The sequence below is a fragment of the Weeksella virosa DSM 16922 genome, from assembly GCF_000189415.1.
Lineage (GTDB): Bacteria > Bacteroidota > Bacteroidia > Flavobacteriales > Weeksellaceae > Weeksella > Weeksella virosa.
The window spans coordinates 693878-715307 of the sequence record NC_015144.1 but is presented as its reverse complement, the minus strand read 5'-3'; the positions used below and the strand labels follow the sequence as shown (position 1 = coordinate 715307).

At 36.8% G+C, this 21430-nt stretch carries 19 protein-coding genes; 14 read left to right on the top strand and 5 right to left on the bottom strand.

The features are described from left to right. The gene (locus tag WEEVI_RS03520; protein ID WP_013597799.1) at nucleotides 1–780 is read right to left on the bottom strand and encodes an alpha/beta fold hydrolase; all 780 of its coding nucleotides are present in this window, start codon (nucleotides 778–780) and stop codon (nucleotides 1–3) included. A 404-nt stretch (nucleotides 781–1184) separates the two neighbouring features. Here WEEVI_RS03520 and mraZ point away from each other — a divergent pair, with 404 nt between their 5' ends. From mraZ to WEEVI_RS03450, 14 genes are all read left to right on the top strand, one after another. After that, entirely contained in the window at nucleotides 1185–1655 is a 471-nt protein-coding gene (mraZ, locus tag WEEVI_RS03515; RefSeq protein ID WP_041942057.1) for a division/cell wall cluster transcriptional repressor MraZ, read from the top strand. Continuing rightward, on the top strand, nucleotides 1633–2538 hold the full coding sequence (rsmH, locus tag WEEVI_RS03510; protein WP_013597797.1) for a 16S rRNA (cytosine(1402)-N(4))-methyltransferase RsmH: 906 nt from the start codon (nucleotides 1633–1635) through the stop codon (nucleotides 2536–2538). The genes mraZ and rsmH overlap by 23 nt, the downstream gene beginning before the upstream one ends. Before the next feature lie 2 nt (nucleotides 2539–2540). After that, nucleotides 2541–2894, top strand: coding sequence for an FtsL-like putative cell division protein (locus WEEVI_RS03505; protein WP_013597796.1), 354 nt, complete (start codon nucleotides 2541–2543; stop codon nucleotides 2892–2894). Continuing rightward, entirely contained in the window at nucleotides 2881–4851 is a 1971-nt protein-coding gene (locus WEEVI_RS03500) for a PASTA domain-containing penicillin-binding protein (RefSeq protein ID WP_013597795.1), read from the top strand. The genes WEEVI_RS03505 and WEEVI_RS03500 overlap by 14 nt, the downstream gene beginning before the upstream one ends. Continuing rightward, nucleotides 4851–6317, top strand: coding sequence for a UDP-N-acetylmuramoyl-L-alanyl-D-glutamate--2,6-diaminopimelate ligase (locus WEEVI_RS03495; protein ID WP_013597794.1), 1467 nt, complete (start codon nucleotides 4851–4853; stop codon nucleotides 6315–6317). The genes WEEVI_RS03500 and WEEVI_RS03495 overlap by 1 nt, the downstream gene beginning before the upstream one ends. Nucleotide 6318: 1 nt before the next feature. Continuing rightward, nucleotides 6319–7554: a phospho-N-acetylmuramoyl-pentapeptide-transferase gene (gene mraY, locus WEEVI_RS03490; protein ID WP_013597793.1), complete on the top strand. Its 1236-nt coding sequence runs from the start codon at nucleotides 6319–6321 to the stop codon at nucleotides 7552–7554. Then, nucleotides 7554–8885, top strand: a complete 1332-nt coding sequence (gene murD / locus WEEVI_RS03485; protein WP_013597792.1) for a UDP-N-acetylmuramoyl-L-alanine--D-glutamate ligase — start codon at nucleotides 7554–7556, stop codon at nucleotides 8883–8885. The genes mraY and murD overlap by 1 nt, the downstream gene beginning before the upstream one ends. Before the next feature lie 4 nt (nucleotides 8886–8889). Continuing rightward, on the top strand, nucleotides 8890–10089 hold the full coding sequence (locus tag WEEVI_RS03480) for an FtsW/RodA/SpoVE family cell cycle protein (RefSeq protein ID WP_013597791.1): 1200 nt from the start codon (nucleotides 8890–8892) through the stop codon (nucleotides 10087–10089). Further along, the gene (gene murG, locus WEEVI_RS03475; protein ID WP_013597790.1) at nucleotides 10061–11167 is read left to right on the top strand and encodes an undecaprenyldiphospho-muramoylpentapeptide beta-N-acetylglucosaminyltransferase; all 1107 of its coding nucleotides are present in this window, start codon (nucleotides 10061–10063) and stop codon (nucleotides 11165–11167) included. Before WEEVI_RS03480 ends, murG begins: the two co-directional genes overlap by 29 nt. Continuing rightward, nucleotides 11167–12507 carry a UDP-N-acetylmuramate--L-alanine ligase gene (murC, locus tag WEEVI_RS03470; RefSeq protein WP_013597789.1) on the top strand — a complete coding sequence of 447 codons (1341 nt, stop codon included), beginning with the start codon at nucleotides 11167–11169 and terminating at the stop codon, nucleotides 12505–12507. Before murG ends, murC begins: the two co-directional genes overlap by 1 nt. Further along, the gene (locus WEEVI_RS03465; protein WP_013597788.1) at nucleotides 12497–13234 is read left to right on the top strand and encodes a cell division protein FtsQ/DivIB; all 738 of its coding nucleotides are present in this window, start codon (nucleotides 12497–12499) and stop codon (nucleotides 13232–13234) included. Before murC ends, WEEVI_RS03465 begins: the two co-directional genes overlap by 11 nt. After that, nucleotides 13227–14663, top strand: a complete 1437-nt coding sequence (gene ftsA, locus WEEVI_RS03460; RefSeq protein ID WP_013597787.1) for a cell division protein FtsA — start codon at nucleotides 13227–13229, stop codon at nucleotides 14661–14663. Before WEEVI_RS03465 ends, ftsA begins: the two co-directional genes overlap by 8 nt. 40 nt (nucleotides 14664–14703) lie before the next feature. Beyond that, nucleotides 14704–16479: a cell division protein FtsZ gene (ftsZ, locus tag WEEVI_RS03455; protein ID WP_013597786.1), complete on the top strand. Its 1776-nt coding sequence runs from the start codon at nucleotides 14704–14706 to the stop codon at nucleotides 16477–16479. Between the two features lie 191 nt (nucleotides 16480–16670). After that, complete coding sequence (locus WEEVI_RS03450; protein ID WP_013597785.1) at nucleotides 16671–17123, top strand: GatB/YqeY domain-containing protein; 453 nt, start codon at nucleotides 16671–16673, stop codon at nucleotides 17121–17123. A 76-nt stretch (nucleotides 17124–17199) separates the two neighbouring features. On the opposite strand, the gene WEEVI_RS03445 is transcribed toward WEEVI_RS03450, so the two are convergent. From WEEVI_RS03445 to sucC, 4 genes are all read right to left on the bottom strand, one after another. Further along, entirely contained in the window at nucleotides 17200–17898 is a 699-nt protein-coding gene (locus tag WEEVI_RS03445) for a response regulator transcription factor (RefSeq protein ID WP_013597784.1), read from the bottom strand. A gap of 2 nt (nucleotides 17899–17900) precedes the next feature. Further along, nucleotides 17901–19451, bottom strand: a complete 1551-nt coding sequence (locus WEEVI_RS03440) for a sensor histidine kinase (protein WP_013597783.1) — start codon at nucleotides 19449–19451, stop codon at nucleotides 17901–17903. Between the two features lie 4 nt (nucleotides 19452–19455). Then, nucleotides 19456–20064 carry a dephospho-CoA kinase gene (gene coaE / locus WEEVI_RS03435; protein ID WP_013597782.1) on the bottom strand — a complete coding sequence of 203 codons (609 nt, stop codon included), beginning with the start codon at nucleotides 20062–20064 and terminating at the stop codon, nucleotides 19456–19458. 95 nt (nucleotides 20065–20159) lie between these two features. Beyond that, the gene (gene sucC / locus WEEVI_RS03430; RefSeq protein WP_013597781.1) at nucleotides 20160–21350 is read right to left on the bottom strand and encodes an ADP-forming succinate--CoA ligase subunit beta; all 1191 of its coding nucleotides are present in this window, start codon (nucleotides 21348–21350) and stop codon (nucleotides 20160–20162) included. Between the last annotated feature and the right edge of the window lie 80 nt (nucleotides 21351–21430).

Genomic DNA, 21430 nt, shown 5'->3' with positions numbered 1-21430 from the left:
TTATTGTTGAGGAGCGGTAATACCTACTTTTATTAACCACTCATGTAAAATTTCATTAAATTTTTCGGGGTGTTCCATCATCGGAGCGTGACCGCACTTGTCTATCCAATACAAATCAGAATTTGGTAAGCCCTCATGAAATTCTATTGCTACTTCAGGGGGGGTTACATTGTCTTGTTTTCCCCAAATAAGGCAAACAGGCATCAAGAAGTTTTGCAAATCATCCTTCATGTTGTAATGGATCGCATCGCGCGCAATATATAAAGTTTTAATGGCTTTGTTTCGGTCATTTACCGTATCAAAAACATCATCTACGATTTGTTTTGTCGCAACAGAAGGATCATAAAAAACCTCCTCTGTTTTTCGTTTTACATAATCGTAATCACCTCTTTTTGGATAAGTTTCTCCGAATGACTTCTCGTATAATCCAGAGCTCCCCGTTAGGCAAAGTGCACGAACACTTTTTGGATGATGTTTGCAAACCACTAAGCCTACATGACCGCCCAAAGAATTTCCTACCAAAACTACTGGCTCGCCAATTATTTTTTCTATAAACTCATGAACAAATTTTGCGATGTTTTTTACACGCGTTTCATTAGGAGCTAAAGTATAGAGAGGTAATTCTGGAGCAAATACCCGATACCCTTTTTTAGAAAAATAATCCGTTAAAGCACTAAAATTACTTAACTCTCCCATCAAACCATGCAATAGTACGATTGGTATTCCTTCACCTATTTCTATGAAGGAGAAATTGTCTTTTTGTTTTAAGCTAAATGACATGCGTATAATCTCGTTAAGTCAGCAAATTTACAACATTTATTATTATATGAATGAAATGTTAAGAAAAAAGCTGTTTTAATAACCAGTAGTTTTATTTTACTGCTGTTTTTAAGAATTTCTTCAAGCAAAAAAAATAATCACGATATGATGAAAATTTAATTTTAATTTCCAAAAAAAACAAATCGTTTAAAAAAATGTCTTTACCCCGAAAGTTTTTTAAAAAATTAAAAATCAGTTTTTTAGTCCATTTTTATTGAAGATATCATACTTACAGAAGAAATCAATACAGTTAAAAAGTTACTTTGTACTAAACTATTTTCAGATAAAGTGGAAAAAGTTATCAACAATGTGGTAAAAAATGGTAAATTGTGGTAAAATATTTTCTATTTTTGAAAAAAATATTGATGAATTCTCTTTTCGGGACATATGAATGTAAAGTTGACGCCAAAGGTCGCTTGCCATTACCAGCAGGAGTTAAGAAGCAACTTGCAGAGGTGATGGAAGATGGCTTTGTGCTGAAACGTGCTATTTTTCAGCAGTGTTTAGAGATTCATCCGATAGCTGAGTTTAGAGCCAAGATGGCGAAAATCAATAAGCTTAATCGTTTTATAAGAAAAAACGACGAGTTTATTCGTCGTTTTACAGCGGGAGTAAGAGAGGTTGAGGTTGATGCAAATAGTAGGCTTCAGCTTTCGAAAGATTTGATCGGCTTCGCTAAGATTGATAAAGATGTTGTTTTGGTGCTCAATATCGATGTTATCGAAGTGTGGGATAAGGAGGAGTATGAAAAAGTAGTTTCTGCAGACTTTGAGAGTTTTGCAGATTTAGCTGAAGAGGTAATGGGAAATCAAAATGATGAATTCGAGTTATCATAATCCAGTTCTTTTACAAGAAAGTGTAGATGCATTGGTCGTAAATCCTTCAGGTGTTTATGTTGATTGTACTTTTGGGGGTGGTGGACACTCGAGGGAAATTCTCTCTCGCTTAGACGATAACGGTCGTTTGTATGCTTTTGATCAGGATGAGGATGCAAAACAAAATAAAATAGAAGACGAACGTTTCGAGTTGATAGATCAAAACTTTCGTTATCTGAAAAATAATTTACGCTTTCGTGGGGTGAAACAAGTCGATGGGATTTTGGCCGATTTAGGTGTTTCTTCTCATCAATTTGATACGCCCGAGAGAGGGTTTTCTATTCGTTTCGACGGTGAACTCGATATGCGCATGAATATCAATTCATCGTTATCGGCAAAAAACATCGTAAATGAGTATGATGAAGACCAATTGGCTGATATTTTCTACAATTACGGAGAGTTAAAAGGCTCGCGTCGATTGGCGTCTGAAATTATTAAAGCAAGAAATAATCAGTCGATTGAAACTATAGAACATTTAAAAGATATCTTTTCATTTATACCCAAAAACAAAGAAAATAAATTCTTTGCGCAAGTTTTTCAGGCTTTGCGAATAGAGGTGAATGATGAGATGGCTGCCTTACGCGAAATGCTGTTGCAGTCGGGAGAGATAGTTCGTCCAGAGGGTCGTTTAGTAGTGATTTCGTATCATTCATTAGAAGATCGTTTGGTGAAGAGGTATATGAGAAATGGCGTGTTTGAAGGTGAGCCAGAGCGCGATATCTACGGGAATTGGTCAGCGCCCTTCAAACCATTACAGTCAAAAGTGATTGTGCCAAGTGAAAAAGAGATCGAAGAAAATTCGAGAGCGAGAAGTGCGAAAATGAGGATTGCTGTAAAATACTAATCATGGCCAAGAAAAGAAAAAATACAAAAGTAAAAAAGAAAACTTTTGCAGGCTTTTTACGTGGAGAGTTTTTGACTAACGATACTGCGGGGCAAAACTGGAAATTCATGTTGTTTCTAGTGGGCTTAGCTTTTATTAGTATTACCAGTGCGCATTCGGTAGACAAAAAAGTAGTGCGTATTGCAGAGCTGAAAAATTCGGTAAGCGATCTGAAAACTCAGTATACAGATAAGCATAGTGAGTTGATGCAGCTACAGCTAGAGTCGTCTATTATTTCGCATACACAGCAATTAGGCTTAGAGTTGCCAAGTTCGCAACCTTATGTGTTAATCGAGAAAGTCTATGTTGAAGAATAGAAATACTGCGCTTTTACGTGGTTGGTTTATCGCCTTTCTAATGGTTATTTGGGCTGTGCTCATAGTTGTTGCTATGTTGCGTATAAAGCTAGTAGAGGGAGACGAGCTCGATGAGTTTGCACAAGAAAACAACTTTCGATTGGCGACAGAAGAAGCGGAAAGAGGAAACTTGTATGCATCGAACGGAGCTTTGTTGGCAACTACGGTAACAAAACATAATGTTTTTGTGGATTTAAAAACCATAAAAGATGACTTGTTCGAAACAGAAATAAAAGCACTGTCTGATTCACTTTCTATCATGTTTGGTAAACCTGCAGCAGAGTATGAAAAACGTTTTAGAGAAGAAAGAAAAAAAGGTAATCGATACATGCGTTTGGTGAAAAATCTCGATTACGAACAATACCAGCGAATCAAAAGTTTTCCAATTTTCAATAAAGGGCAAATAAAAGGTGGATTTATTCACGAAACAGAAAATAAACGAGAACTTATTGTGCGCGATGTCGGAGCAAGGACTATTGGGTTTGATGATGCACGTGGCAAAACCGGATTAGAAGGTGCTTACAGTAGTCTACTGAAAGGGCGTGAAGGTATTCGGATGGAGCAGAAAATGGGGAATGGAACTTGGAAACCTTTTAAAAACTGGGAGCAAGAACCGATTCCAGGATCTTCTGTTTATACTACTATCGATGCTGATTTACAAATGATAGCTTACGATGCTTTGCACGATCAGTTGGCGGAATATAATGCAGAACACGGATGTGTAGTAGTGATGGAAGTAAGTACCGGAAAAATACGAGCAATCGTCAATCTGTCTCGTATGCAAGATGGATCTTATCTAGATGTGTATAACTATGCTGTTGGGGAAGCAGCTGAGCCTGGCTCAACCTTCAAGCCGGTTTCTATATTGGCCGGTATGGATGATGGGTACTTCAATGCAGAATCTACAGTGGTAGTAGGAAATGGATCTTACCGACTATATAACAGAACTATTACTGATAGCCGTGGATATGGAACCCTGACTGTGGATGGAGTAATAAAAAAATCATCAAATATCGGAACAGCGAAATTAATCAATAATGCTTACGGTGCAGAGCCAGAGAAATTCTTGAAAAAACTGCACGAATGGAAATTGGACAAATCACTAGGTGTTGATATTCCTGGAGAAGCAGAGCCGAGAATCATCGGGCCAAAAGATCCTACTTGGAGTAAAGTAACGCTACCGGTGATGGCATATGGTTATGGATTTCGAATGACTCCAATTCAGATTCTAACATTTTATAATGCAATTGCAAATGATGGGGTAATGCTGAAACCTCTTTTTATGGATAAGGTAGTGAGAAAAGGAGAGCCCGAAATAGTATATGAACCCGAAATTCTAGTCGAAAGAATTTCTAGCTTAGAGAATGTGCGTGCTATGCAGCATATGTTGACAGGTGCCGTGGAGCAAGGAGGTACAGCTGCAAATATTTTTACCGAAAATTATTCTATAGCAGGGAAAACAGGAACAGCAAGAGTAGAGTATTGGCTAAAAAATCAACCAATGCAATACAGAGCATCTTTTGCTGGATATTTCCCAGCAGATAATCCGAAATATTCTTCTATTGTCGTTATTCATAAGCCCGACAGAAGCAAAGGATATTACGGAGGGCGAGTGACAGCACCTGTTTTTAAACGTATTTCTGACTGGGTGTATTCGAAAACACCAAAAAGTGTACAGCCTAATTCCAATGGTAAAAATCTAACAACTCAATTGGCAAATTCATTAAAACTGAATGTGGATATGTCGAAAAAAATAGTACCAAATGTGGTAGGATATTCTGGAAGTGAGGTAATTCCAACGTTAGAAAATCTAGGACTCGATGTTCGCTATACCGGAATCGGAAAAGTTACTAGCCAGTCTCTACCGAATGGTACAAAGTTCAAAAAAGGTGAAACGATTTATTTAGTATTAAAATAATGAAACAACTAACAACCATCTTAACAAACCTTTCCATCATCAAAACTATTGGTGATGCCGAAGGTGTGCTTGTTGGTGAATTAATTTTCGATTCGCGAAAAGCTAAAAAGGGGGATGTTTTTGTCGCAATAAAAGGAACGCAAACCGATGGACATTCGTATATAGAACAAGTTACAGAGATAGGAGTGTCGGTAATCGTGTGCGAAGTTCTTCCAGAGATACAAAAAGAAAATATAGTTTATGTTTTGGTAGAAGATGCCTCAATAGCTCTAGGCGTGATGGCTTCTAATTATTACGATAATCCTACCAAAAACTTGCAATTGGTGGGCATTACAGGTACCAATGGGAAAACAACCACAACAAGTTTGCTGTATGAGCTTTTTACCAAATTAGGGTATGCTTCGGTATTGGTATCAACTATTCAGATAGTTGTAGATGGTGACATCATTCCTACCCAAAATACAACACCAGATATAGTAACCCTGAACAGAATATTCCGTCAAGCGGTAGATAAAGGGTGTGAATATGCTTTTATGGAAGTTAGTTCGCACGGTATTGTACAAAATAGAATAGCTGGTTTATACTTTCGGGTGGCGGCTTTTACCAATATAACGCACGATCATCTAGATTATCATATCACTTTCCAAAATTATATTCAAGCGAAAAAGAAATTCTTTGATGAATTACCGGCTTCAACAAAAGCTTTGGTGAATTTGGATGATAGAAATGGCCGTGTAATGTTACAAAATACTGTAGCAAGTAAACATTTCTTTACGTTAAAGGGCGATGCTGAATTTAAAGGTAAAATCCTAGAATCTCGATTTGATGGAATGCTGCTCAATTTTAATCAGCAAGAATTTTGGACCAACCTGATAGGGCAATTCAACGCTTATAACCTTTTGTTGGTATACGGTATTGCACATTTGTTGGGGCAAGAGGATACAGAGGTCTTAACGATTTTGAGTGTTTTGGGGAGTGTAGAAGGACGTTTCCAGACTTTTCATACTCAAGGCGATCGTGTAATAATAGTCGATTATGCACATACACCAGACGCGCTAGAGAATGTATTGGATACGATAGGGGGGATACGCACCAAAAACGAGCAATTGATAACCGTGGTAGGGTGCGGAGGTGATCGCGATAAAACAAAACGACCAGAAATGGCCGATATTGCAGCTCGAAAATCAGATTTAGCAATTTTTACGTCAGATAATCCTCGTACCGAAAATCCTGAAGCCATTTTGGCCGATATGGAAGCCGGAGTAGAGCCACAGTTTTATGATAAAACATTGAAAATTACGGATCGGAAGGAAGCAATAAAAACTGCACTGAAAATGAGTCAGAAACACGACATTATTCTTATTGCAGGAAAAGGTCACGAAACCTATCAAGAAATAAACGGAGTAAGAAATCACTTCTCGGATGTAGAAGTTGCAAAAGAATTAAGTCACCAACTAAATAAATAATATGTTATACTATTTATTTGATTTTTTACATGAACAATACCATTTTCCTGGAGCAAGGATTTTTCAGTACACCTCATTTAGAGCTGCCTGTGCGGTTTTGTTGGCAATGGTGATAAGTTTATTCTATGGGAAAAAAATCATCAATTATCTACGTAGAGAACAAATGGGAGAGATCGTTCGCGATTTGGGATTGACCGGACAAAAAGAAAAAACAGGAACGCCAACAATGGGTGGTATCATCATTATATTGGCGATTATCGTCCCGACTTTGTTGTTCGCAAAACTCGAAAATATTTATATCATCCTGTTGCTTATCTCTACGCTTTGGCTTGGAGTGATTGGTTTTATAGACGATTATATCAAAGTCTTCAAAAAAAATAAAGAAGGACTAAAAGGTAAATTTAAGATACTCGGACAGGTAGGTTTAGGGGTTTTAGTAGGATTAACCCTGTATTTCAGTCCTCAAGTAACAGTGAAACATCAAGAAAATAAAACTGAACATTTAGAGAATAGTTATCAAATAGTCCGCTTTGGCGAAGAAGAAAAAAGCTTAGATACAACTGTTCCATTTCTCAAAGGTAACGAGTTTAACTATGGAGATATTCTGTTCTTTCTAGACGACCATCAGAAAGAGCAATATTCTTGGGTGGTTCTATTTGTGTTCGTTTTTGCAGTTATTTTTATTATAACAGCCGTATCAAATGGGGCAAATCTTACCGACGGAATCGACGGCTTGGCCGCAGGAACTTCATCTGTAATAGTCTTGGCTCTATCACTTTTTGTATTTGTATCTGGGAATATCGTATTTGCCGATTATCTCAACATTATGTTTATTCCACGATCAGAAGAAGTACTCATTTTCTGTGGTGCTTTTATCGGAGGTTTAATAGGTTTTCTATGGTACAATACCTATCCAGCCCAAGTGTTTATGGGTGATACAGGTAGTTTAACTATTGGTGGCCTGATTGCTGTTTTGGCACTAATAGTCAGAAAAGAATTGATGCTGCCAGTATTGTGCGGAATTTTCTTTGCAGAAAGCTTATCGGTGATGATGCAGGTGTCCTACTTCAAATATACCAAACGAAAGTACGGAGAAGGAAGAAGAATCTTTCTGATGTCGCCATTGCATCACCATTTCCAGAAATTGGGTTATCACGAAAGTAAAATAGTTAACCGTGCCATCATCGTAGGAATTTTCTTAGCGATTGTTGCCATCATCACTCTAAAAATAAGATAATGAAAAAGTTGGTAATATTAGGTGGAGGAGAGAGCGGGGTTGGCGCAGCAATCTTGGGAAAAAAAGAAGGTTATCAGGTTTTCTTGTCAGACCGAGGAGTGCTAAAAGATAACTATAAGAGAATATTGGATGAACATCAAATAGAATATGAATTTGCTCATCATACCGAAGCAAAAATAATGTCGGCAGACTTAGTGGTAAAAAGTCCAGGAATCCCAGAAAACGTACCTTTGATAATGGCCCTAAAAGCCAAGCAAATAGAAGTGATTTCTGAAATCGAATTTGCCTCGAGATTCACCGAATCTAAAATAATAGCCATTACCGGGAGTAACGGAAAGACTACGACCACTTCGCTCATGTATCATATCATGAAAGAAGCAGGTCTAGATGTAGGCTTGTGCGGAAATATCGGGAAAAGTTTTGCGCAATTAGTCGCAGAAGATCCTCATGAGTATTATGTGATAGAAATCAGTAGTTTTCAGTTGGATGACATTCGATTTTTCAAGCCTTATATCGCAATAATACTAAATATTACACCTGATCACTTAGATCGGTACGAGAATAATTTTGATAAGTATGCTCACTCTAAATTTCGTATTACAGAAAACCAAACCGATAAAGAATATTTCGTGTACAATGTAGATGATGAGAAGATTAACGAGCTAATAAAAGAACTAAAAATAAAAGCTAATAAAACATCTTTTTCTATGAAAGATAAAAAACAGAAAGCGTATGCAAACGAAAAGATTTTCGAAATAAAAGATAATGATAACAGTTTCCTAATGCCAATAGCAGATCTTGGATTGATAGGAAAACACAATGTGTCGAATTCTTTAGCTGCAGCTACAGCAGCCAATATTTTGAAAATAAGAAAGGATGTGATAAAGCGTAGCTTATCCGATTTTAAGTCGGTAGAACACCGACTAGAAAATGTACTGAAAATTGGTGGAATAGAATTTATCAACGACAGTAAAGCAACCAACGTTAACGCAACCTATTTTGCATTAGAAAGTATGAAAAATCCTGTTATTTGGATTGTCGGAGGAACCGATAAAGGGAATGATTATAGCGAACTAATGCCTTTTGTCAAGAAAAAAGTAAAAGCTATAGTTTGTCTTGGGGTTGATAATCATAAAATTATCGAAGCCTTTTCGGGGGTTGTAGAAAAAATCACCGAAACCAAAACAATGAAAGACGCAGTACGCGCAGCTTATATGTATGGTGAAAAAGGTGATACCGTTTTGTTATCTCCCGCTTGTGCAAGTTTCGACTTGTTTACAAGTTACCAAGATCGCGGAAACCAATTTAAAAAAGAAGTAAAAGAATTATAAACGAATGCGAAACATTATCCAAAACAACCTAAAAGGTGACAAAGCATTGTGGGCATTTATTATTTTGCTTGCTTTGTTCTCATTTTTACCTGTCTATTCAGCAAGCTCGAACTTGGTGTACACAGTGGGTTCGGGTACCGTTTTGTCTCATATGATAAAACATGCAGGTTTCCTATTAGGTGGTTTGTTGATTATTTTTTTCGTACAACGATTTGATTATAAATGGTTTGGTGTAATAGCTATTTTTGGAGTTTTTATCACTTCTATCATCTTGTTATTCACAGCCCTAATGGGTACTACCATAGAGGGAGCTAATGCAGCACGTTGGTTATCTATACCAGGAATTGGGGTAGGTATTCAGCCTTCGGTTTTGGCATCCCAAGCCTTGTTAATTTACATTGCAAGATACCTTACCATCAACAGAAACAAGCAGCCAAATCTCCAAAATATCTTTCTATATTTATTTCTTCCGATAGTGGTTGTAGTAGGATTAATCCTACCTGCCAATGGATCTACAGCACTTATGCTACTCTTTATGTGTGGTATACTATTGTTTATAGGAGGTTTCCCTACAAAATATTTATTAGGTGTTGGATTAGTTTGTGGAATTTTGATAGGATTGTTTATCTATGTAGCGCTATATTTCCCAGATCTTATTCCCAATACCCGTGTACATACTTGGATGTCTAGAATTAATAAGTTTTTTAATGACGAAGGAGTAGAAGGGTACCAAGTATTACGTGCAAAAGCTGCAATAGCAAAAGGATTGGTAGAAATGGCTGGACCAGGAAAAAGCGTCTTTAAACAAACTCTACCACAGTCCTCATCCGATTTTATTTTCGCAATAATTGTGGAAGAATATGGCTTATTCGGAGCCCTGTTTCTCATAGGAGTTTTTACATTTATTCTTTATAGAATTTGTGTAATTGCCACTAAAATACATACTATCTTTGGAACTCTCTTAGTTTTTGCGGTGGGCATGCCGATCATCATACAGGCATTTGTTAATATGGCAGTAGCCGTTAGTTTATTTCCTGTAACAGGACAGCCCCTACCATTAATAAGTTATGGAGGAACATCCTTGTGGATGACCTGTATATCGTTTGGAGTAATTCTCAGTGTGAGTACAAAAATCAAATCGAAAGAAGAAATAGAATTAGAAAAAGAATTAAACAGTGAAGAAGTCATCGAAGATATCGCCTAGAATATTAATCAGCGGAGGAGGAACAGGCGGACATATTTACCCTGCGATAGCGATAGCCGACGAAATCAAACGTCGACTTCCCGATGCTGCTATATTATTTGTCGGTGCCGATGGAAGAATGGAGATGGAAAAAGTACCAAAAATAGGGTACACAATAAAAGGTTTGCCAATTGTCGGTTTCGATCGTGGCAATCTTTTGGCTAATGTTAATTTCCCGATAAAATTAATGAAATCACTTTTATTGGCTAAAAAAATAAGAAAAGAATTTCAGCCTGATATTGCAGTAGGTACAGGAGGATATGCTTCTGGCCCGATGTTATGGGAAGTTGGTAAACATAAAATTCCTTATGTATTGCAAGAACAAAATTCGTATCCAGGTGTGACCAATAAGTTACTGATGAGAAAAGCATCGGCAATTTGCACAGCGTACGAAGAAATTCCACAGTTCCCGAAAGAGAAAACTCATTATACTGGGAATCCGATTCGGGTAGATATGTTTCAGAACTTACCCGATAGAGAAGAATCGATCCGTAAATTTCACTTAGACCCAACAAAACCAACGGTGCTAAGTGTAGGAGGAAGTCAAGGGTCTAGAGCAATTAACAATGCTTGGCTGGCCAACATCAATCAGCTTGCACAGTCGGGCGTTCAGTTGATTTGGCAAACCGGAAAGTTAGATTATAACTCGATTAAAGAAAAATTGGGTGATGGTTATCCGATGATTCATTTGGCAGAATTTATTTATGATATGCAAGATGCCTATGCAGCAGCTGATACAATTGTATCGCGAGCCGGAGCAATGGCCATATCAGAGCTAGAAATGGTTGGGAAATCAGTGGTACTGATTCCATTACCAACTGCAGCAGAAGATCATCAGACCAAAAATGCACAAGCTTTGGTAGAAGCTGATGCAGCATTAATGCTGAGCGACGAACAAGCCAAAACACGTTTAGTTACAGAAGTTCTGTTATTAGCAAACGATAAAGAGAAACAAAAACGTTTAGGTGAAAATATAAATAAATTGGCAAAACCAAATGCCACCAAAGAAATTGTAGATATCGTATTAGGATTAATATAATGAATGTTTTAGACTATACATATTATTATTTTATCGGTGCAGGAGGAATCGGTATGAGTGCTTTAGAACGTTATTTCAAATCATTAGGAAAAAACGTTTTGGGCTACGACAAAACTCAAACTGAATTAACCAAAACTTTGATGGATGAAGGTATTGAAATCCACTTCGAAGATAATGTTGCGTTGATTCCTACCGAAATTAATCCTAATAATACCTTAGTGATTTATACTCCTGCAGTACCATCTGATCATCAAGAGCTTAATTATTTCAGAGCAAATAGCTTTACCGTTCTCAAACGTTCTCAGGTATTAGGAGAAATCACCAAACACACCTACAGCATCGGCGTAGCAGGAACACACGGGAAAACAACCACATCATCTATATTAGGGCATGTGCTGAAGTTTGCAGAGGTAAAGAGCACTGCATTTTTGGGTGGAGTTGCCGAAAACTATCATTCTAGTATCATCTTGAATGGAGGAGAAGTAACCGTTGCAGAAGCCGACGAGTTCGATCGTTCTTTCTTACGCTTGTCGCCAAAACTTGCCATCATTACTTCTATCGATGCAGATCATTTGGATATATACGGTGAACGAAAAGAAGTAGAAAAATCTTTTCATGAATTTGGACAACTTGTAGAAGAAAAATTATTTGTTCGGAAAGGATTAAATTTCTCAAATTCCTTAACTTATGGCGTAGAAGAAGAGGCTGATTATGTAGCAAAAAATGTACGCATAGAAGATGGGCACTATGTATTCGACGTTCAGACGCCAACCAAAGAAATTCACAATGTAGGAATTCTATTACCAGGTAGACATAATATGGAGAATGCATTGGCAGCCTTGGCTGTTGCCGATTATATGGGGATCGATGAAAAGAAAATTATCGAAGCATTGGCAGAGTTCAAAGGTGTCAAACGTCGATTCAATCGTTTCGAATATACTGACAAAATCTATATCGATGATTATGCACATCATCCAAACGAACTGAAAGCAGTAATCGAATCGGTAAGGGAATTGTATCCTACCAAAAAATTGCTACTAGTTTTTCAACCACATTTGTATACAAGAACACGTGATTTTGTAAACGAATTTGCAGAAAGCCTATCAGCAGTAGATGAGTTAGTTTTATTAGACATCTATCCAGCAAGAGAACTCCCGATAGAAGGCGTTACTTCTGAGTGGCTATTGTCTAAAATTACGCTAGACCAAAAAAAAGTTTGTAGTTTAGAAGGAGCAATGGACCTATTAAAAACCAAGAAATTTGATATATTGCTCACTGCAGGCGCTGGAAATATCGATACCTTAGTGAATCCCATAAAAGAATGGCTAAATGAAAACTAAATTAAAAATATTAAAAGTCTTCTTGGGATTAGTAATTCTAGGTGTTTTGGTCGGTTTTTCGGTAAGAAAAAATGCATGCCGAAAAGTAGAGTCATTGAAAGTTATTATCGAACATCAAAAAAATAATTATTTTTTGAATGATAGTATCGTGAAAAATATCATAGAAGAAGACGGTCAGCCAATCATGGATACACCAATCGGTAATCTCGATGTGTATGAAATGGAAAAGAAAATAAACGAAAGTCCGTACGTAGATACCGCCCAAGTAAGCAAAGATATTTATGGCAACATACACGTAAACATAGAACAAAAAGAACCAATCGCACGTGTAAACACTGCAAAAGATGAATTTTATATAACAACAGATGGAAAAAGAATGCCCATCTCAAAAGTTTATTCTGCACCAGTAATCATGGTTGCAGGAGATGTAAAAGAAGAAGACTATGTGGGATTGAGTGATTTGATACAATATATTAACACGGATAATTTATTAAAAAATCATATCATTGGTATACAAAAAGTTGGTCAACGATCGTATAATTTAATAGTGAACAAAGGAAACTATTATATTGAGCTAGGGACCCTATATAATTTTGAGAAGAAACTAAAGAATCTGAAACTTTTTTATGATCAATACCTCGGTAATGTAGGATTAGATTATTATAAGAAAATCAGTATTAAATTTATAAATCAAGTTGTGGCAACCAAAACAAACGAAAATGAATAATAGTAAAATCGCAGTCGGATTAGACATCGGGACAACCAAAATTGTCGCTTTAGTCGGGAAGAAAAATGACAACGGAAAAATCGAAATACTAGGATACGGTCATGCACCAAGCCTAGGCGTGCACCGTGGTGTAGTGAACAATATTACCCAAACTATTAACTCTATAAAACTTGCTGTATCCCAAGCAGAAGCAATGTCTGGGATCAAAATAGAAGAAGTTACAGTAGGAATTGCAGGACAACACATAAGAAGTTTACAACATAGCGATTACATAACTCGTCTAAATGCAGAAGAAGTCATCGATGAAGAAGATTTACGTTTATTGATTAATCAAGTTTATAAATTGGTGATGCTACCAGGCGAAGAAATTATCCATGTTCTTCCGCAAGAATATAAAGTAGATAACGAAGATGAAATCGAAGAGCCAATCGGGATGTACGGTAGCCGTCTAGAAGCTAATTTCCATGTAGTAATTGGTCAAGTAGCATCTATTCGTAACATTGCCCGCTGCGTGAAAAATGCTGGTTTACGACTTTCTGGTATCACCTTAGAACCGCTTGCATCATCTAATGCAGCACTTAGTCCAGAAGAAAAAGAAGCAGGGGTAGCACTTGTCGATATAGGAGGAGGAACAACAGATATCGCAGTTTTCAAGGATAACGTAATCCGACATACCTCAGTAATTCCGTTCGGAGGAAATGTAATTTCAGAGGATATCAAAACCGGATGTTCCATTATTGGTAGACAGGCGGAGCTACTCAAAGAGCGTTATGGTTCTGCATGGCCAGGAGAAAATAAAGAAACAGAAATCGTTTCTATTCCAGGACTCAAAGGGCGCGGGTCAAAAGAGATTTCGCTTAAAAGATTATCGCAAATTATCAATGCTCGTGTACAAGAAATCTTCGAACAAGTATTTTTAGAACTAAAAAACTATGGGTGCGAAGAGCAAAACTCGAAACTCATTGCAGGAATTGTACTAACAGGGGGTGGATCTAAGTTAAAACATATTCGTCAATTGACCGAATATATTACAGGAATGGATGTACGAATTGGTTACTCTAATGAACATATCGTTGGCGCAAAAGCTGAAGAATTATCAGGACCAGAATATGCAACTGCCGTCGGATTATTGATGAAAGGGATTGAAGAGTTAGAAAACAAACAGATGAAAGAACTTTACGCAAATCCAATGACCGAAAATATTATTGGTTCGATGAGTAAAGATAGCTCTTCAGATCAAACACTCAACCTCTCAAAAGCAGAAACCGAAAACAAAGAAAAACATCAGAATAAAGAAGAAGAAAAAGAAGACGAATTGATGGGAGTAAAATTAGGTGCTAAAGTAAAAAGCAGTGAAAAGCCTAAAAAATCAAACATCTTTTCCAAGTGGACAGACAAATTCATCCAAATGATCAACGAAACAGAATAAAAATTAACTGAATAAATAAGAATTAATAAAAAGAATTAGTATGAGCGATATTACAGAAGGACTAGTCAAATTCGACTTACCAAAACACCGATCATCAGCCATAAAAGTCATAGGCGTTGGTGGAGGCGGAAGTAACGCCGTGAATTACATGTTTGAACAAGGGATTACAGGAGTAGACTTTGTGGTATGTAATACCGATGCACAAGCACTAGAAAATAGCTCAATTCCGATCAGAATACAGCTAGGTGAAGCTATAACAGAAGGTTTGGGAGCTGGTGCAAACCCAGAAGTAGGCGAACAAGCCGCCTTAGAAAGTATGGACCAGATAAAAACAGTCCTCGATAGCAACACCAAAATGGCTTTTATCACTGCCGGTATGGGTGGCGGAACTGGAACAGGTGCTGCTCCTGTAATTGCAGGTATTGCAAAAGAATTAGGAATCTTAACGGTAGGGATTGTAACAGCTCCATTTTATTTCGAAGGTAAAATGAGGTTGGAACAAGCCGAGTTAGGAATCGAAAAACTACGCGGTAATGTAGACTCATTGATTGTTATCAATAACGATAAACTTCGAGAGTTATACGGTAATTTAGGGTACAAAAGTGGATTTGCAAAAGCCGATGAAGTGCTTACAACAGCCGCCAAAGGTATTGCAGAAGTTATTACGCATAACTACTCGATAAACATAGATTTACGCGATGCCAAAACAGTTTTAGCCGATAGTGGAACCGCAATTATGGGATCTGCTAAAGCAAAAGGTGAAAACAAAGCAAAAGAAGCAATCCAGGCTGCATTAGACTCGCCATTACTGAATAATAACCGAATCACAGGTGCTAAAAATGTTCTATTGTTATTGCTATCTGGTGATAATGAATTGACGATGGATGAAATTGGAATCATCAATGATTATATCCAAAATGAAGCTGGACATAGTGCGAATATTATCATGGGTATCGGCGAAGATCCAAGTTTGGGTGAAGAAATTTCGATTACAATTGTGGCGACTGGCTTCCCAAAAGATGACCAAGTATATACAGGAAAAGAAGAAGAGAAAATTATTCATGCTCTAGAAGAAGATCAACCTATAACCAAAACATTGGCGATAGATCAACCGCTTACCCCTAAAGTAAATCCGATTAATTTCGAGTTGAATTTCGGTACAAGATCAGAAGAAAAAGACGAGTTTATCCAACACGACCAAGATACATTTCAAGAACCAATTAAGGATAAAGAAAGTGATGATGAAGGCATAACCAAGTATGTTTTGGATGAAGAGTCTACGTACAAATCAGAAGAAACAAAACATTTTGATGAATATGAACCGCGTCTAAAATCAGAAATCAATAATGAGAATTCTACTCAAAATCAAACCGGATCATCTTATCAAAACATAGGAAGTTCGAATCCTGATCAGCCGAAAAATTCTTTTGTCCAAAATCCGAGTAAACCTATCGTAGAAAAGCAAGAAACGGTAATTTTTAGTCTCAATCAGGATAAAAAAACCTCAATGGCTGCACAAGATGTGGAAACCATGAAAGAGGAGATAATCGAAACACCAATTGTAGATTTCCAAAAGCCTATTTCTGAAGCACTGAATTCGACCATAGAAGAACGAAGAAATCGTTTGAAGCAATTTAATTTCAAATTTAAAAACACTTTGAATAACGCACAAGTAGACGAGTTTGAGTCGATTCCAGCGTATAAGCGTCAAGGATTGAATCTTTCTGAAAGAGAAGAAAATAAGCCTTCAGACTTCATGATTGGTCCTGATTCTAAAATCAAACCTAATAATTTTTTACACGATAATGTAGATTAATCGCTATATTATATTCTTATTAATTCAAAAGGAGCTCCGTACTGAAAAGGTGGAGCTTTTTTGTTTCGTAACAGTAGAGGGGCAGGAAAAATATCCGAGCAAAACCAGCTTATACAACGAACGAAAATCGAACAAGGACAAAAATTATAAGATAGAAATTTCGTAAATTTGGATAACAAAATAAAGTACAAATGAGTTTAGAGACCAACATCATGGAGCAAATGAAAGCTGCTATGAAAGAAAAAAATACAGTTGCTTTAGAAGCCCTAAGAGCAATAAAATCTGAATTGTTATTGGCAAAAACTTCGGGTGAAAATCTAGGAGAATTAACCGAGCAGGACGAAATTACATTGTTGCAAAAGTTAGTGAAACAACGAAAAGAAGCAGCGGAACAATTCAGAGTCAATAATCGTCCAGAATTAGAAGAGAAAGAATTGAAGCAAGCAGAAGTTATCCAGGCCTTCTTACCAGCCCAATTGTCTGAGGAAGAGTTGGTGAGTGCCTTAGAAGTTATTGTGGCAGAAGTAGGTGCGACCTCTCCAAAAGATATGGGTAAGGTGATGGGAGTAGCATCAAAACAGTTAGCGGGTAAAGCAGATGGCAAAACAATTTCTGAACAAGTGAAAAAAATATTGTCTGCCTAAAAATTAGATTAATTCAATAGAAAAAAAGCACAAGATTTAGAGGTATATCTTGTGCTTTTTGTTTTGATACATCATTTTATATTTCTTGTATGAGCAAACGAAATCCTTCACCATGAATATTGACAATTTCTACATTAGGGTCTTTTTTTAGGTATTTGCGTAATTTTGCAATGTAAACGTCCATACTACGAGAGGTAAAGTAATTATCATCGTGCCAAATACGGGTTAGGGCAATTTCACGCGGCATTAAATCGTTCTTATAAATTGCTAACAAACGAAGCAATTCGTTTTCTTTTGGTGATAATTTCTGTGATTTTCCTTCGTAAACTAGTTGTCTAAGTTTAGCATTGAAATGAAATTTCCCAATCGTAAACTCTTCTTGTTCGAATTTTTCTTCTTCACCAAAATTACGTTGTAAAACCGCTTTTATTTTATACAATAAAACTTCCGAATCGAATGGTTTGAGTACATAGTCATCAGCACCAATTTTATAACCATTCAATACATCATCTCGCATATTTTTTGCGGTAAGAAAAATGATGGGTTGCTCTGGTTTTAGTTGTTTTATTTCTTTCCCCAGCGTGAAACCGTCTTTTTTTGGCATCATCACATCCAGTATGCATAAGTCGTATTCGCCTTCTTTAAACTTATTAAGACCATCTTCTCCATCAATTGCATGGGTAACATCAAAATCATTAATTAATAAATAATCTTTTAGTACACTACCAAAACTTGGATCATCTTCCACTAAAAGCAGTCTTTGTTTTTCGCTCATAGTTATTTTTTTAAAGGTATTTTTACATAGAATTTGCTTCCTTCGCCTAATTTGCTTTCTGCCCAAACTGCTCCGTGGTGCAGTTCTACAATTTTTTTCACGTAGGCAAGACCTAGTCCATGTCCTTTTACATTGTGTATATTTCCTGTTTCTTCTCTATAAAATTGATCAAATATCTTCCGTAAAACTGAAGGTGACATCCCAATTCCTTTATCTTTCACTTCGAGGATAAAGTACCGATCATCGTTATAAGTTCTGATGGATATCTCGGGTTTCCCAGTAGAGTATTTTCGTGCATTGTCTAAAATATTAATCACAATATTCTCTAAATGGAAAGAATCACCATTGACGATAGTTTGATCTGCTTCATAACTTTCAAAAATTGTACCACTTCGTTCAGATACAATAAATCGAATAGGTTCTAATGCATTTTCTATAATACTATCCATGTCTACACTTTGCAGATTCATCTCCATTTGGTTTCTTTCGAGTTTAGACATTCGAAGAACCATTTCTACATGAGAGTTCATTCGTTTGTTTTCTTGTTTGATGAGGTCTGCATAATATCTTACTTTTTCGGGGTTTTGGGTAACTTTTTCATTCTTCAAAGCGTCCGAAGCAATATTGATGGTTGCAATAGGAGTTTTGAATTCGTGGGTCATGTTATTGATGAAATCTGTTTTTATCTCGGATATATTTCGTTGCATTTGCATATAATAAATAGCCAAGGAGAAAACAGAAATTATAATCAAGGTCAAGATAAATGTCAAGGCCAAAATCGGAACAATAGGGCCTAAAATAGCAAATACTTGTTGTGGAAAATAAGCGTTAAAATAATAAACGGGATGTTCATCTTTGTCATAAAACAAAGGAATCGAATAATTAGTATCTGCCAGACGAAAATTATGAGTTTTGATCTTCGTGTCACCCGAATCTACTTTTGTAATTCCTAATTCTGGGTTGGCATGCACGCCACGATGTTTCAGTTCTTTTTTGAAGATTGAATCGATAACCTCTAGTGAAACTCTCATTTCGATAGGTTTCGTTCCAGCGTCTATACGAGCCAAACGTTCGATAGAGTAGGTAGAATTCTTAAAAGCTTCTTCGAAATTCATATTCAATGGAGAAACACCTATTGCCGAAGTATCTTTCGGAATTTTGATCAAACTTTCTTGTTTATAAACATCGGCTTTGGTAATACTATCATTGTATTGTCCAGAAATTGGCAACATAGCACGGTCGAGAATATACCGTGTAAATAGAACATACGTAACGCCAACCGAATCCTTAATCGCTTGAGTAGAAAAAACTTCAGGTTTGTTTTGGTTGTTTTGGAAATCTTTCTGGACATGTTCGAATTGTTTGTAATACATCTCGAGTTCTCCTTTGTTTATCTTTTCTACTGTATTGTTCATCGCCTGATAAACACTGGTGTTGAAGTTTTCTTTGCTCGAGTCAAAAGTTAATTTCAACCAATAGAATTGGATGACCATCAGTCCGATAAGCGCGACGCTCATGACAATAATCAAAACTTTATAAAATCCTTTCTTCATAGGGTTAGGTCAAATGATATTTGGTTCGTAGTGCTACAATTATCTTAGAAACTTGTTTTTCTAATTGCTCAATACCTTCATTGTTTTCTATAATAAAAGTAGCAAATTTTTTTCTTTCTTCGTCGCTCAACTGATTGTTCATTCTCTGCTGTATCGCTTCTTGTGTAGTGCGATCACGCTTGCTTACGCGTTCTATTCTTCGCTTTTCATCTGCAACTACTACAATTACTTCGTCACAGTTTTTGTACGATCCGCTTTCTACCAAGATGGCAGCTTCTTTCATTACCAATGGCGATGCTTGCTGGCTAATCCATTGTTTGTAATCTTTGTAGACAATAGGGTGCGCCGCCTGATTGAGTTGTTGTAAAGTTTCAGGATTGCTAAAACTTTTTTCAGCTATCCAAACCCGATTCAAATTTCCGTCTTGGTAAGCTTTTTCACCGAAAATATTTTTTATCTTCTTGATAAGCTGGGGATTATTGTTCATCAAGTCTTTGGCTCGTTGATCGGCGTAATAAATTGGTATACCAGCTTTTTCGAAGAATTTTGCAGCTGTTGATTTTCCAGATCCGATACCGCCCGTTAGACCAATAGTTATTGTTTGTTTATCCATAAAGGAGTATTAGGGTAAAGTGAAAGGTACAAAAAGAAAAGAGCTTTTGAATATTCAAAAGCTCTTAAATATTTCTTAAAATTATTACAGTATGTTTACAGTATTTCAGCTACTTTGTCGGCAGCATCTTGTAAAGTGTCTACTGCATGTACTTGTAAACCAGATTCGCTAATCATTTGTCTTGCAATATCGGCATTGGTACCTTGTAATCGTACAATGATAGGTACATTAATCGAGTCACCTAAGTTTTTGTATGCATCCAAAATTCCTTGAGCAACTCGGTCACAACGAACGATTCCTCCAAAGATATTTACCAAGATTCCTTTTACGTTGGAATCTTTCAGGATAATACGGAATGCTTTTTCTACACGTTCTGCGTCTGCAGTTCCTCCTACGTCTAGGAAGTTGGCTGGGTTTCCTCCAGAAAGCTTAATGATATCCATTGTTGCCATCGCTAAACCAGCACCATTTACCATACAACCAACGTTTCCGTCTAACTTCACAAAGTTTAATCCCGCTGCATCAGCTTCTACTTCGGTAGGATCTTCTTCTCGAGTGTCACGTAATTCTGCTAAGTCTTTATGACGGAATAATGCGTTACCATCCAAAACAACTTTTGCATCAACCGCCATAATTTGGTCGTCTGATGTTTTCAGTACTGGGTTGATCTCGAACAATGAAGCGTCAATCCCAATATAAGCATTGTAAAGTGCATGAATAAACTTTATCATGTCTTTGTAAGCTGCTCCTTTTACACCCAAGTTGAAGGCAATATTTGCAGCTTGGAAACCTGTTAAACCAACTGCAGGGTCAATTTCTTCGGTGAAGATTTTTTCTGGAGTAGCTTCTGCAACTGCCTCGATATCCATCCCCCCTTCGGTTGAATACATAAACATATTTCTTCCAGTTGCACGGTTTAATAATACTGAAACGTAGAATTCTTCTATTTCAGATTCTCCAGGATAGTAAACATCTTCAGCGATTAATACCTGATTTACTTTCTTTCCTTCTGGTGGAGTTTGTGGGGTTATCAATTGCATACCGATAATATCCGTAGCCTTTTCTTTTACTTCTTCTAAACTTTTAGCAAGTTTTACTCCGCCACCTTTACCGCGTCCACCTGCGTGGATTTGGGCTTTTACAACATGCCAAGATGTGCCCGTTTCTTTGGTTAACTCTTGTGCAGCTTCAACAGCTTCATCTGGTGTTGTTGCAACTATTCCTCGTTGTACTTTAACACCATACTTACTTAAAATTTGTTTTGCTTGATATTCGTGAAGATTCATTCTTTTTAGTTTTTCAGATTACAAAAATATAAATATTGTTGGGTTTTAAGGAATTTGCAACATGAATTTTTCGTTATGTT